Raw genomic sequence first — 13453 nt, 5'->3', positions numbered from 1 at the left:
GTTATGACCAGTCCTCGTGCTGGTAGATTCGTGAGTGCTGTCTTTATTACTTTTTCCGGTAATTGTAGAGAGGCGCTCACCTATTACCAAACTTGCTTTGGGGGTTCTCTTCAGTTCGAAACTTTTGAAAAAGAAGAGTTGTCCGTCACAGAAAAGCCAGTCGTTATTGGTTCACTTTTTTCTGAGAAGATCATTCTCCACGGCTCAGATCTCGTACACGACGAAGGAAGAATACTAGGCAATTATATGGCTGCTTTTCTGCATTGTAAGACTGTGGAGGAAAGACAGACACTGATTGAAAAACTGGAACGCGGTAAAGAATATCATACCATTATTGATGACGAGAATCAGAAATTGGTAGAAATAATCGATGTATTTGAAGTGAGGTGGATATTAGCGGTATAATTACAGCTACTTCTTCTGGGATAAGATTTACAAATTTTTAAAAAAAACTTGTGAAGTCATTTGACTACATATATATTTGTAGTCAAATGACTTCATAATGAATTTAAGACGTGACGTATTTCAGGCGATTGCCGACCCCACGAGAAGAGCTATCCTATTGCTGTTGGCAACCCAATCCATGACGGCGGGGCTCATTGCTTCCAACTTTGACACCGCCAGACCAACGGTCTCGAAACATCTACAGATACTCACAGCTTGTGAATTATTAAAGCAGGAGCAGCAGGGGCGGGAGATCTACTATCATCTCAATGCAGACAAAATGAAAGAGATCGCTGACTTCATCGAACCTTTCAGGAAACTTTGGGATGACCGATTCAATAAATTGGAAGCCCTCATGAAAAACTACAAATCAACATAATAATGGAAAGAAAAACAAAAGTGGATGCCGTAGACGGCAAACAGGAAATCATCATTACCCGAGAGTTTGAACTGCCGCTCAATTTGCTGTTCAAAGCTTACATTGAACCGGAATTAGTCGAGCAATGGATGGGGAACAAAGTCCTGAAAATGGAAAGTAAACCGCATGGGAGCTACCAATTTGAGACGCAAGATGAACAGGGTAATATTCTCTTCCGGGCAAATGGTGTTATCCACGAATTTGTGCCGAATGCAAAAATCACGAGAACATTTGAGATGGAGAATACACCGTTTCCCGTGCAGCTCGAATTTTTGGAATTTTCAGAATTGGCTGGCGATAGGAGTAAATTGACCATGCACGTGATTTACAAATCGGTGGTCGATAGGGATATGATGTTGCAAATGCCATTTGCTGAAGGGATCAATATGGCACACAATCAATTGGAAAAAGTAATTCGCAAACTAATATAGACATAAAATGAAACGGAGAGATAAAATTATTTATTGGATAGCGACCATTTGGCTGAGTTTAGGAATGGTTTCGACAGGTATCGTGCAGCTTATCCGGATGGAGGAGGAAGTTGAAAAAATGAACGAGCTGGGCTACCCGGTCTATTTTTTGACAATTATTGGTGTATGGAAAATCTTGGGAGTTATTGCTGTGCTGGCGCCTAAACTTCCGTTGGTAAAGGAATGGGCTTACGCGGGTTTTTTCTTTTTGATGACGGGCGCTATTTTTACTCATATTGCTGTTGGCGATGAAGCTATGGAATATTTTGGACCGTCGTTATTACTTGTGCTAACCATCGTATCTTGGTATTTCCGACCGAATGAACGAAAAATTGTCATCCTACAAAAATGAGGTAAGAATTAAATCCACAGGTTGATGAATAGCTTATTCCTGTTTTAGCTTCCCTTTAAAAACCTTTCTGAATTTTTCCAGCTTCGGTTTTATGACCCTTTGGCAATAGGCTTCGTTCATATTGTTGACATAGTAATTCTGGTGGTAATCCTCTGCTACGTAAAATTTACTGTAGGGGGTTACCGCTGTCACGATGCTATTATCGTATGCCCCTTCTTCATTTAATTGTTTGATGTAATAGTCTGCCAGTTTTTTTTGGTCGGCGTTATGGTAAAAAATGGCTGATCGGTATTGTGTGCCGACGTCCGCACCCTGACGGTTTAATTGCGTGGGATCATGTGCGACAAAAAACGCGGCGAGCAGTTCGTCGTAAGAGATTTCAGCGGGATTGTAAATGATATTACATGCCTCGGCGTGGCCAGTTCTCCCTGTAGTAACCTGCCGATAAGTTGGGTTGCGGACATGGCCGCCGGTGTAGCCAGATATGACCGCAGTGACACCGTTTAATTGTTTAAACTGCTCTTCTACACACCAGAAACAACCGGCAGCAAAAGTGGCGGTATCGGTAGCAAGGTTCACGACTTTATGATCGTCCATAGCCGTCGTACTATCCTTGGATTTCGTCTGCGCACAGGATATTGAAAGCGTAAATAGCAGAAAGAAAGTCAATCTGCTGCTATAAGGTATAATATACTGAAGTTTCATGGTAGTATCCTGTTAATTTCCTTAAAGTTACGTAATTTATACGAGGTTAACAGTAAATCAACAAGTATCTATGCAAAAAGCCATGAGCCGATTAGTTGGTCTAATCGGCTCATATATTTCTTTAGCTTATGAAAGATGTGATGTTTTTTTTAATGTACATGGAAAATCGTAGTTGCAGATTGCCAAACGTGGGTATGGGCTTTCTCGTTCCAAACGCCTTCTTGCGGCTGATATTTACTGGTTTCAACGACATACATACCCTTCCATAACGGTGAAAAACTTACTTTTCCGTCCGCGTCAGTTTTGAATGTTTTTGCCCAACCCTCAGCACTGATAACGGTAACATTAGTCGCCTCTGGAATGCTACCCTTATCCAAGAGGTAAATATCCACGGTTTGGTTCAAACGGTTTTCACGAGGTGCGACAAATGCCAACAGATCTATTTCTTTAGGATTGGTGATCATCAGATCAGATTCACCAACAACCACAGGAAGAGAAGCGGAGAAGACATATTTTGTTTTACCGCCTAATTCTCCAGCAGCATGGGTGGTGTGGATGAGATACAGCCCCTCTTCTGTCGGCGTAAAAGACGCTGAAAGATGATCGTCAGCGACCTGGGTCTCCAATTTTGTCGACTGCCCGTTAGGATGCTGTACATAGAGCTCGAGCGCTTTCACATCGGAATACCAATCTTTAACCAGATCCTTGGTTCCGTGTTCATATTCGCCATAAAAAACCTTTACAGTTTGCACGGTGTTTTTGGGAGCGGTTGTAGAAGATGATTCTATCCACAGGGCGTGTGCATAGGCTGTGTGCGATAAACTGCTGCATAGAAGTGCTATTAAAAGCACGAATAATGGAGATTTCTTCATTGTGTATTTTATTTAGACTGATTCCAGACAAATATACACACTAGAAATTAATCTGCAACAAAATAGATACAAATCTTGAAAAAGTAGGTTATGCTACATCCCGCAAATCTACCGGTACGACACGTGAAACGCCTTGCTCTACCATCGTGACACCGTAAATAATATCTGTGCTTGCTATGGTCCGTTTGTTGTGCGAAACAATGATAAACTGTGAGTTCTTGGAGAAATCCTTAATGATATTGTTGAACTTATCAATGTTGGTATCATCCAATGGCGCATCGACTTCGTCGAATATACAGAATGGAGCAGGTTTTAACAAATACAAGGAGAATAGCAGTGCTGTTGCGGTAAGGGTCTTCTCACCACCAGACAATTGGTTGATGGATAACGGACGTTTGCCTTTCGGACGCGCGATAATATCAATATCCGATTCTAATGGATTAGCTGGATCGGTCAACACCATATCGCAGGAATCTTCTTGATTAAATAAAGAACGGAATACGTGCACAAAGTTGTCGCGGACCGTATTGAAGGCATGCATAAACTTGTCGTTTGCCGTTTGATCTATCTCGTTGATGGTGGCCATTAAGGATGCTTTGGCATCCAGTAGATCGTTTTTCTCTTTTGAGATAAAGTCGTGCCGTTCCTGTATTTCGTCGTAAGCTTCTTTGGCCATCGGATTAATAGAACCGTATGAATCCAGTTGCTTTTTAAGCTTATCACAAGTGGTCGTTAATTCATCTTGGCTAGCCGAAATCTCCGGCATGTCACCTTCAAGTAAGGAGTTGATGTCGATGTTAAACTCCACCGATAAACGTTCTTTTAAGCTATTGAGGTCTATCTGTAAAGCCGTCTTCTTATCTTTTAATTCGGACAATAGAAAATCGTCCTGATCTTTGCTACGGCGTAACTGGGTGATTTCTTCTTCGAGTTCATTGATTATACGACGTGTGGTATAGAAATCCTCTTCGATCTCTTGTAGACCTTTTTCGAGCTCCTCTTTTTGCGCATACATCGCCACGAGATCCTCATCGTTATGGTCTACAACGTGAGAAGCATCTTTCATATCCACTTTCACTTGTTCGTATTCCAACGAATTTTTCGTTATTCGGGCTTCAAAGGCTTCTTGTTGGCTTTCTCGATATTCCAAATCTTTTTGTAAACTGGATACCTTATTTTGCTGCTGATGGAAACGAATGTTCTCTTGATTGAAGGAAGCCGATTTCTCGTTCAGTACCTCCGCAATTTCGGCATAGGCATGCTGCAATTCCGCTAACTGCTTTTGACTCGATTCTGCTTCTACTTTCAATATCTGCAACTCAGGTTCTGACTTTTGTAGTTCATATTGGATGACTGTAATCTTACTTTCAATATCCTGTTTACGGTTCTGGCTAGTGGCAATGAACGTTTGATATTGTTCCTGTTTGGTTTTTACAGAAATCAATTCGTTGTTTAAGCGGTTTAATACCATTCGAAGCTCATCGATAACATCCTTCTGGGAGGTAATACGCAACGTGGCTAATTGGTCGATAGCATCCGCTTCGTCCTGCTGCAGTTTTTCGATTTTCTGGTTGAGCTCCTTGATCTCTTTGGTAAGGCTCTCCAGATTTTTCGCCCGACCAATACGTTTCCCTTCAAATAGGCCGACAGAACCTCCATTCAATCCCAAACGGTTTTTGGAGAATTTTCCTTCGGAATGTAAGATAACCAAATCGCCATCCGGTAAGGCTTCTTCTAAGCTATCAGAAGCTTCGGGTTTTAATAAAAATACGTGTTGTAAAAGCTGCTCACAGAGTAGGCTATATTTCTTATCGACCTTAACAACCTCTAAAGCAGGGATTGTATTTTCAGGTGTTTGGGGTTTGGTTTTGACCGCTTGAATTGCTTCTAGCACGAAGAAGTTTGCTTTTCCACGGGATGCGTCGCTCAATAGCTGAATGGCCTGCACAGCTTCCTGCTGGTCTTGCACGACATAATGGTTCATAACCGACTCCAAGTAATTTTCGATCGCAACCCGGTATTCTTCCTTGCAAAAGAGAATGTCCGAAAAGAGGGGGTATGATTTCTTCCAGCCTGCATTTTTGCGTAAAAATTTAATAGATTCTGGAAACCCCTCAAGATTATCCACCAGGGATTTGGTGAGGTTATATTCATTCTGCTTTGCATCAACCAAACGAGATTCCCGGTTTAGCTGTGTGCGTGTTTCATTTAACTGTTCTTCAACCGTTTGGATTTGCTGCTGCAATGCATTCTCGGCTTGTAGGGCAATATCATATTGACTTTGTTGTTGTTCTACACGCTCTTCCAGGTTTTCCACTGCTTTATTGAACTCGTTGAGCTCTTCCACCTTCGCAGAAGCATCGGTCATGGTACGTATGGATTCCTGCTGTAACGCCTCCTTTTGAATGTTCAGGACAGCAATATCTTTTTCCAGTTTATAAATCTTGTTTTGAAGCTCGCTGCTCTGTTGCGTAAAGCTGTCTAATTTTGCTTTGGCAGATGATTGTTGGCCCCGAAGTTCCTCGACTTCTGTTTGGTTACGTCCAATATCTAACCGAAAAACATCTAGTTTTCCTTGTTCCTCAAAAAGCTCTTCATTCAATCTTTTTAGGATGTACTGCACATGTTCCAGCTGGTTCTTATCGTTGTTTAGTTCAGCCGTAACCCGAGTCTCTTTTTCTTGTAAATGAATAATACGTTCATTCTTTATCTTTTTATCCGATTCGTAAGATCGAATTTTATGGATGTAGTCGTTGGTGCTTTTTTGCTGTACTGCAAGGCTCTTTTCTTTGGCTAAAATATCTCCGCGCAGGGTACGCAGTCGGTTTTCCTGACCTTCTACTTTCGTGGAGGTTTCTTTGATACGTTCTTGTTGTACTTTTTCCTGCTCGCCGATACGTTCTAAATCTGTACTGAATCCCTCGAGGCGGTAATAGGCCAATCCTATACTGGCTTCACGGTATTCTTCTTTAAGCTGAAAATATTTGTCCGCTTTTTTAGCCTGGGTTTCCAGCTGTTTTAAATTCTTGTTGATTTCATAAAGAAGATCATCGACGCGGTCTAAATCGGCTTCCGTATCTTTTAATTTCGATAAGGTTTGCTTCTTCCGTACTTTGTATTTGGAGATACCAGATGCTTCCTCGAATAGATTTCGGCGGGAATTATCTTTGTTGTTGATGATTTCGTCAATCATCTTCAACTCGATGATCGAATAGGTATCAGCTCCTAAGCCGGTATCCAGAAAGAGATCGGTAATATCCTTTAAACGGCATTTTACGTCGTTTAAACGGTATTCGCTGTCGCCATTTCGATACAGTTTACGGGTAATGGTAACGGTCGAGAATTCCGTCGGCAGCAGTTTGTTATTATTTTCAAAGGTTAACGATACTTCGGCCAAGTTCGCAGGTTTCCGATTTGCTGTCCCGTTGAAAATGATGTTTTCCATCTTTTCTGAACGCAGCATCCGTGTGCTCTGCTCACCCAACACCCATCGGATAGCGTCTACGACGTTCGATTTTCCACATCCGTTGGGCCCCACAATGGCGGTTACACCCTCGTTAAAATTAATGGTGATCTTGTCGCCAAAACTCTTAAATCCTTTAATCTCTAATTTTACTAACTGCATACGCTATGCCTCTAAAAATCAACAGGCGAAAATACAGTTTTTTAGGGAGAACTGAAAAGTATGCTGATTAGGAACAATTATAATAATTTGTCGAAACCGCTGTCGGTATACCATTTTAGTGTACGATAATAGGTATGTACTGTTTCTTCATTGTCCGGATGGGGAATGTAACAGGTCAAACCCGAATTTTTGTCAATCGTAAAGCCATTAAAAGATGGAGTATTTGCTTTGAATACGACAGCTTTCTCCAATGTTGACTGTAAGTTTCTATAGGATGCCACGTGGCTATAATTTTGCTCCATAAAATCCAAAAAATCAAATGCGATCAATGGGTTTCCAATTCGATCAAAATCCATGCGCTGTATATGATTGCGATTGTAATCGGTATGTAGGGGCTGTTGAGAAAGGATAATATGTTTCGTTTCCGATGCTACATCTTGCAGTTTAGAAGCATCAATCACCGATATGGTGGCCGAGCGATGCAGGCCGGAAAGATTATCATAATGAGCATGATATTTTTCGGCCAAAAGACGATAGGCATTAACGTCAGGGGAGAATAGGTCATTGGTAATTTTGTCATAAGGCATGCCATTGGCAATGACTTCGCCCGGTGATGCAATGAAATATTTAGCTTTTTCCTTAATCTCATAGAGCACTTCCACACTGGCCATCGAACAAGCATCGAATAGGATGAAATCGAAGGTATAAGGCAATGCGGAATGGAGTTCTTTTACGTCCATTTGACTGCCGCCGTCATCTCCAAAGGATTTCAGCTTGATGTTGCCGTTACTACTCGGGATCCAGCCTGTGGCATGAGACCATAATACCAATCCAAAAGTTTTTGCTGGAAAAAGATTTCTGACGTCCTCTAATACAAGTCTCATGGTGATGGGATCGCTGGAATTATGCGGTTCATAATCCTTAATCTTTACCTTCCTGGCCTTTTCACCTTCTTTTTTGTATATGTGGTAAAGAGATGGTTTATTCCCCGGCAATTTTGCATAAACAATCAGATTGCCATCTATATCGCCCAGAGCGTTTTCCATTTGATCCATATTTTTGTAAGCTTCGAGCTCCAAGCTATTGTTGGCGGCCAAGTATACCAATACCGTTCGGAACTTATCTTCGTCCTCCGGTTTAATATCTGGATCTTTACATGACTGAAATATGCAGAACATGAAAATACTTAAGGAAAACAGAATGGCTCTCATGACGTGTCTTTTGTTAGTTTTATCAAAAAATAGGGAGTTTTCGAGGAAGCTCAGTGAGACTGTCCTCGTAGAAGTTTTGCTTTTATGCGCTGTGCAATGAAAAGCAAAATGCCACTGGTTATCATGTAACCAACGATTTCTACTATCTCTGTATTCTTCATATATGTTAGGTATTGGGATTAGTTAAATTTTTTATTTCGATTTAATTTAAAAACGATAGCCTACGGAGAGACCTGTACGGATGCCTGCCCATGGACTACGTAATATCGTTACGTTGGTGCCATTGTCGTGTACTTCATAATCGAGCTTGATACCAAGCGGAAGGTCACCTAAGTCGGTTTTGAGTTCTTCCATGCTTTCGCGTAACGCTGCTTGTTCATCAGCATTCAAGGCCATTGTCCCTGAAACCTTTCCTTTACTCGTACCGTACCCTGGTCCCAATATGCGCCAGTCGAGATAGATGTTACGTGATAGCTTAAAATGCGTGCCGAAAGATATTCCTGCCGTAAAAGCTTGGATATCTCCTTTTAAAGGGATAGTCTCTGTTCGATTATAGTATTCCGTGCCTTGATCTTCTACTTCCACTTCAAAATCGTAAGGAAGTGAGGCCCCATAGCTGGCATACTTCACATAGGGTGCAATATAGAAGCCTCGAAAAAGTCCGCGTTTCGAAGCATAGAAGCGTACTTCAGGCGTAATGGAGAAATTGGAACTCTTGAAGTCGTCAATGAGGTTGTTGAGCTCTTCATCGTCGACAAAATTCTTTACGGTAGCGCTAAATGGAATCTTTTTTTCAGGGCGTACACTAATCGTGGCACCCACGGCTATGCGATTGGTCAATAAACGTTCGTATTCAAAAGCAAACTTTCCTCCCAGAAGCGTTAGTGTGTTGAACTTGACCATGTTTTGCCTTTCTTTTTGTTCTGTAGACGAAATGGTTTGTGTACGGGCTATGAAAGGGGTGAGCACACAGGCAAAGAGTATGGTGGTTAATAATTTGTTCATAATTTTTATTTAAAAGAAGGGTGGTATGTTTCCATACCACCTTTCTTATATTAATGAGAGAACTACTCCTTGATGATATTAAGGTTGTGGATTAACGACTACCTTAATTACTTTGGTGATGTCGTTAGCACTGCTGCTTACCGAACCATCGTTGTATCTGTTTTCAACAGTAACGGTATATTCTAATGTGATCGCTTGTGTGATCGTATTAGCACCGTCGTTTCTCCAACGTAATACAGCCGAACCGTTACCGCCAGCAACAACTTCCGCGAAAGTGAACTGTGGAAGGATGTTCTTGATATCAGTGCCAGGGTTGGCGTTATAGTACGCTTTCGTCAAGGTCACGCTTGCAGGATCCACGGTAGGTGTAGTAGCAGTACCTCCTAGAGCGGTAATTCCATAACGATTCAAGTACTCACTGTTTACGGTGTGTGTTACCGGAGCTGTGTGATCAAAATCCCAAAGAACAACATTTCTGTAATCTGTCAACTTCAAGAACTGACGGATGTCTACATCTTGATTGTTGTTGCCACCTTGCTTATCCGTTACCTGAGTGGTACCATTTTGTTCAATTTCGAGTGTTTTTACTGGATTCTTGAACCGTACGTCGATAGTCTCGGACTTATAAGCCACAGGGTTAGCGTTTAGGAAGTAATCCACGCGTACTTTCGTAGCAGGTTTAACATAGCTCCAGCCAGTGATGTAGTTGAATGCACTGCGGGCTTCAGGTGATGCAGCATTAGGTGCAGATGGGTTGATTAAGTGGAAGTATTCGCCGCCGATATTACCATCGTTTGCACTGGTGAATGCTCTCAGGGCTGTTGCAGTAGCATTTGCCGGATTAAACCCTGTGACATAAACTGCTGGCGAAGCAACCACAGGCAATACAGTGAATGTATGTGATACAGAAGGTCCCTGGATATTGCTTGTTAAGAAGATATACTCGTCAAGATCGCCAGCCAGCTGCCAGTTAGCAGTTCCCTGTGGTGTACCAAACACGCGTACCGCATTGTTTTCCCAGTATCCATCTTTCGTGTTGTATTTGATGTCTCCATTCAATGTTACCGTAACATCAACCTTTACGTTTACATCTGGTTCTGTCGATACCGAGGATTCATAAACACCATATAGGGTATACGTTCCTGGATTAACGACATTTTGATCAATTTCAACTTTACGTGTTACAGATTGCGTCGTATTATCCGCATCGATAAATGTAAAGCCTGCTGGGTTGTTAGTAGCTGGGGTAAAGTTGTATGTTGCATGGAAATCTGGTGCCGATTTTCCGACTAAATTGTAGGCATTGTCCAGCGACTGCGTTGGGTTAGGCCATGTGATAGCGCCTTGCAGTGTCGCAGCAGCAGATAAGGTAAAAGTTGATTTACCTACGATATCAATCGCCGTTGCAGTAGTTTGTGTATAGCCTACATTAACGTAGCGGCTTGCGATTAAATTACCACCAGTTGGACCAGTAGAATACAAATCGGCTTTCACAATGGAAGTGTTGCCTACTGCAGCTGTATTGGTATGGCCAGGTGTTGACTCTTTTACTTTGATCAAACCAGTGTTCGCGTCAATGGTAATCCAGTTACCTTGATTAGTTGGTCCGCCGGAAGCAAGAGAGAAACGTAGGTCGTATCCATCAAGACCATTATTGTCCAACGATACAATTTGATCATTGAGCTGTGTACGGGCAAAGAATCCTCTTAGTTCTTTCTCTAACTCAATTCCGCCATCGTTCTTATTTTGTGCGTCGTCAACCACATGTAGAATAAAGTCATGTTCTGATTTGCTTGTCGCCGTACCTACAGCCAACGCAAGTGCCGAACTGTTATTGCCAGGCTCCGTGAATGCGCTTCCGTTGAAGCTAGGACTAACACCTGCGCGCACTTCCCACTCTTCGGTAGTTGCATTCTTAACAGCTTTCTCGATTGTTACTTCGTCTTTCTCGATAATCTCTTCCTTAGCTACGTTGAAAGAAGACGCTACATATTGTTGGTTTTCTGCGGCTTTGAGGTTTTTTACCTGCAAAGCAACGTGTAGGTGCTCGTTGCCGGATGGGTTCGGGAATACACTGTTTCCGGTGTTATTTACGGGTTTGTATTTTACAGTAATATCACCGAAAGTTTTCACTTCCTGTCCCACTTTTTCGAAGCTTGTGCTTGGTGCAGCTCCAGAAGAACGGAAAGATACTTCTTCTGTTTTTTCGGTCAATAAGCCGTTGGCCTGATAGTTGGCTGTAGCAACGCCAAATGGATTTAAATTATACGTGATCGTTGCGTAACCTTGCATAGCCGTTGTTCTGCTCGTTGCATCATCAACAATACGTGGGAATAATACCACTGGTGTGTTAGAGCTGTGAAGGCTTGGTAATAGCGTTAAGCTGTTTACCGCTACGGCTTGGGTTGCTAAAAAGACGCTGCTGGATGAATTGCCCTCCGCATCGGTAAATACCACGTTATAACCGCCATCTGTCGCAATCATGGCGATATCGCCAAAATAGGCTTGTACGCCCGTGTTTTCACCGTCAATATGCCAATATTGCTTGCCATCTGCCGTTTCGATGGTCACTAGAGAACCGTCCCGGCCATCCTGACCTGGTGCTCCAGGTGTTCCTGATCCGCCTTGCCCCGGTTCGCCTGGCTCACCTTTGTCTCCTTTGGCTTTGATGCCGGTATCGACGTAGTCAGCTCCGTTTTGGGCGATTTCCCAGTTGCCACTTGTGGCATTAATGCGGATTAAAGGTGAGGTGCCGTTGTCTCCGGCATCCCCTGTATCTCCTTTGTCTCCCTTGTCGCCTTTGCCGCCGTTGACGATGTCATACGAAAAAGTAGTGCCGTCTGGACGTTTAAAGTTGATCTTGAAGCCTCCGGTTATAGAGGTGACCGATTCTACCACATTGTTTGCGGCAAAAGTTGCTAGTTGGTCTTTTAAACTAGCGATGTCAGAAGAATTTTGCTCGATACCCTGCTCGAGTCGTGCGATGTCGTCATCGTACTTCTGACAGCCTTCAAACATGATCGCGCTGCTGAGTGCGACTGCCAAGGCTAATTTGGATAGTTGTCTGATTTTCATATTTGTTTTTATTAATTAATTTGAATCCGATCCATGCTTTAGTTTGATGTCTCTGATTGATTATTTAGTTTTAATTTTTTGTAAATATACAATATAATATTGTAATATGAAGTTTTTTTGATTTTATTTTTTTACGGATAAGTTTTCAATTCGATCTGGAACGTGTGAATCGATCCATCGATGTCTGTGACTTTGATTTCGTAATAATCTGTCTTGCTTTTCTTTTCGATAATAAGGTGTTCTTTTACATATTCTTTATCTTTTATTTGTATGTTTTTGATTGATAATAAGTTCATTACTTCTTTTTCTGTGATTTCGTTCGTGCTTTTTTCATCTTTTATTTTTTTAATTGAATCCATAGCTTACAGGTTGGCAATAGTTAGTGTTCTTGTGATGGCTCCCGTTTTCTCTTTTATTTCGTTATATCTTTCCTTAATTGTGTTTGCGTGCAAATATAGTTTAATTGTTGTTATAAAAACAATAATAAATTGTAATTTTGCAATTAATAATTGTTTTTTTTGTGATGTTTATGTTTTGGCTTAAAATTTGTAAACTATCCACGATGTTTTATATCTTTATATTATAGAATTTTGAATATGTCAGATTGGGCGAGATTAGACCGAGTTATACAATATTTTGGACTAAATGTCAATTCCTTTGCGCGGGAAATCGGTTTAAATAGAGCCGAAAGGTTGTATCAGATAAAAAAGGGAAACTATGCCATCAGTAAGAACTTGGTAAGTATTATCGTTAAACGGTTTCCAGAGGTAAACGATATTTGGTTGTTAACAGGGGAAGGGCAAATGCTTACTTCGGGCGCTGGTTTAGCCAAGATTCCGTTATATAATATTGGTCTGGATGCCTTCGGAGATGATTTGTCAACACTACCGGTTACGGACGAGCTGGATATCCCTGTTCTTGCAGGGAGCGATTTTGCTTTCGTCAACCCCGGCGACGCTATGAGTCCAGAAATAGGTAACGGAAGCGTTGTGTTCGTCAAAAAGGTAGAGAAAGAAGCTGTGGTGTTCGGTGATATATATCTTATTCTCTCTTCCCATATGAATGTGGTGCGGTACGTTCGCGGACTGGATGATAAAAATTGGAGACTTGTTGCTAAGAATGCGACAAATTTTGATGATATTATCATGAATAAAGCCAATGTGAAAGCTGTATACAAAGTGAAGGGGGTTCTCTCCATGATTTCTATTTGAGGAAATTCGCTTTTCATGATGTTGTTAAGTGGTTTCGTTTTCATGTCTTTAATAAGATTAGTTCG

12 protein-coding genes are annotated in these 13453 nt (G+C 41.7%); 5 read left to right on the top strand and 7 right to left on the bottom strand.

All coding sequences use genetic code 11. From position 1 onward, the window contains the following. Positions 1-3 precede the first annotated feature (3 nt). The 4 genes from EWE74_RS06770 to EWE74_RS06755 all read left to right on the top strand — a co-directional run bounded on the left by EWE74_RS06770 (position 4) and on the right by EWE74_RS06755 (position 1684). Positions 4-405 carry a VOC family protein gene (locus EWE74_RS06770; RefSeq protein WP_130140724.1) on the top strand — a complete coding sequence of 134 codons (402 nt, stop codon included), beginning with the start codon at positions 4-6 and terminating at the stop codon, positions 403-405. Positions 406-502: 97 nt separating this feature from the next. Next, positions 503-823 (top strand): ArsR/SmtB family transcription factor, encoded by a 321-nt coding sequence (locus EWE74_RS06765; protein ID WP_130140723.1) that lies wholly within the window; start codon positions 503-505, stop codon positions 821-823. Between the two features lie 2 nt (positions 824-825). Continuing rightward, complete coding sequence (locus tag EWE74_RS06760) at positions 826-1293, top strand: SRPBCC domain-containing protein (protein ID WP_130140722.1); 468 nt, start codon at positions 826-828, stop codon at positions 1291-1293. A 7-nt stretch (positions 1294-1300) separates the two neighbouring features. Further along, positions 1301-1684, top strand: coding sequence for a DoxX family protein (locus tag EWE74_RS06755; RefSeq protein WP_130140721.1), 384 nt, complete (start codon positions 1301-1303; stop codon positions 1682-1684). Positions 1685-1717: 33 nt separating this feature from the next. Here EWE74_RS06755 and msrA read toward each other — a convergent pair whose 3' ends face one another. From msrA to EWE74_RS06720, 7 genes are all read right to left on the bottom strand, one after another. Next, on the bottom strand, positions 1718-2389 hold the full coding sequence (gene msrA / locus EWE74_RS06750) for a peptide-methionine (S)-S-oxide reductase MsrA (protein WP_130140720.1): 672 nt from the start codon (positions 2387-2389) through the stop codon (positions 1718-1720). A gap of 149 nt (positions 2390-2538) precedes the next feature. Then, positions 2539-3261, bottom strand: a complete 723-nt coding sequence (locus EWE74_RS06745; RefSeq protein ID WP_130140719.1) for a DUF4198 domain-containing protein — start codon at positions 3259-3261, stop codon at positions 2539-2541. A gap of 88 nt (positions 3262-3349) precedes the next feature. Further along, positions 3350-6886, bottom strand: coding sequence for a chromosome segregation protein SMC (gene smc / locus EWE74_RS06740; RefSeq protein WP_130140718.1), 3537 nt, complete (start codon positions 6884-6886; stop codon positions 3350-3352). Between the two features lie 77 nt (positions 6887-6963). Further along, positions 6964-8097, bottom strand: a complete 1134-nt coding sequence (locus EWE74_RS06735) for a clostripain-related cysteine peptidase (protein ID WP_130140717.1) — start codon at positions 8095-8097, stop codon at positions 6964-6966. A gap of 207 nt (positions 8098-8304) precedes the next feature. Next, positions 8305-9102 (bottom strand): DUF3575 domain-containing protein, encoded by a 798-nt coding sequence (locus EWE74_RS06730; RefSeq protein ID WP_130140716.1) that lies wholly within the window; start codon positions 9100-9102, stop codon positions 8305-8307. Positions 9103-9180: 78 nt separating this feature from the next. Continuing rightward, a complete protein-coding gene (locus tag EWE74_RS06725; protein WP_130140715.1) occupies positions 9181-12177 on the bottom strand; it encodes a hypothetical protein in 2997 nt (998 codons plus the stop codon). A 131-nt stretch (positions 12178-12308) separates the two neighbouring features. After that, the gene (locus tag EWE74_RS06720) at positions 12309-12536 is read right to left on the bottom strand and encodes a hypothetical protein (protein ID WP_130140714.1); all 228 of its coding nucleotides are present in this window, start codon (positions 12534-12536) and stop codon (positions 12309-12311) included. Between the two features lie 237 nt (positions 12537-12773). Between EWE74_RS06720 and EWE74_RS06715 the strand changes: the two genes are divergently transcribed. Further along, a complete protein-coding gene (locus tag EWE74_RS06715) occupies positions 12774-13388 on the top strand; it encodes a S24 family peptidase (protein ID WP_130140713.1) in 615 nt (204 codons plus the stop codon). Positions 13389-13453 lie beyond the last annotated feature (65 nt).

This window comes from Sphingobacterium corticibacterium, assembly GCF_004208525.1.
Lineage (GTDB): Bacteria > Bacteroidota > Bacteroidia > Sphingobacteriales > Sphingobacteriaceae > Sphingobacterium > Sphingobacterium corticibacterium.
Note: the sequence above shows the minus strand (reverse complement) of the source record. Positions and strands in the feature narration are given on the sequence as shown.

Bases quoted from the DNA above. Each gene is read 5' to 3' on its own strand.
- EWE74_RS06770 (WP_130140724.1), top strand. From the start codon at position 4: ATGACCAGTCCTCGTGCTGGTAGATTCGTGAGTGCTGTCTTTATTACT.
- EWE74_RS06765 (WP_130140723.1), top strand. From the start codon at position 503: ATGAATTTAAGACGTGACGTATTTCAGGCGATTGCCGACCCCACGAGA.
- EWE74_RS06760 (WP_130140722.1), top strand. From the start codon at position 826: ATGGAAAGAAAAACAAAAGTGGATGCCGTAGACGGCAAACAGGAAATC.
- EWE74_RS06755 (WP_130140721.1), top strand. From the start codon at position 1,301: ATGAAACGGAGAGATAAAATTATTTATTGGATAGCGACCATTTGGCTG.
- msrA (WP_130140720.1), bottom strand. From the start codon at position 2,389: ATGAAACTTCAGTATATTATACCTTATAGCAGCAGATTGACTTTCTTT.
- EWE74_RS06745 (WP_130140719.1), bottom strand. From the start codon at position 3,261: ATGAAGAAATCTCCATTATTCGTGCTTTTAATAGCACTTCTATGCAGC.
- smc (WP_130140718.1), bottom strand. From the start codon at position 6,886: ATGCAGTTAGTAAAATTAGAGATTAAAGGATTTAAGAGTTTTGGCGAC.
- EWE74_RS06735 (WP_130140717.1), bottom strand. From the start codon at position 8,097: ATGAGAGCCATTCTGTTTTCCTTAAGTATTTTCATGTTCTGCATATTT.
- EWE74_RS06730 (WP_130140716.1), bottom strand. From the start codon at position 9,102: ATGAACAAATTATTAACCACCATACTCTTTGCCTGTGTGCTCACCCCT.
- EWE74_RS06725 (WP_130140715.1), bottom strand. From the start codon at position 12,177: ATGAAAATCAGACAACTATCCAAATTAGCCTTGGCAGTCGCACTCAGC.
- EWE74_RS06720 (WP_130140714.1), bottom strand. From the start codon at position 12,536: ATGGATTCAATTAAAAAAATAAAAGATGAAAAAAGCACGAACGAAATC.
- EWE74_RS06715 (WP_130140713.1), top strand. From the start codon at position 12,774: ATGTCAGATTGGGCGAGATTAGACCGAGTTATACAATATTTTGGACTA.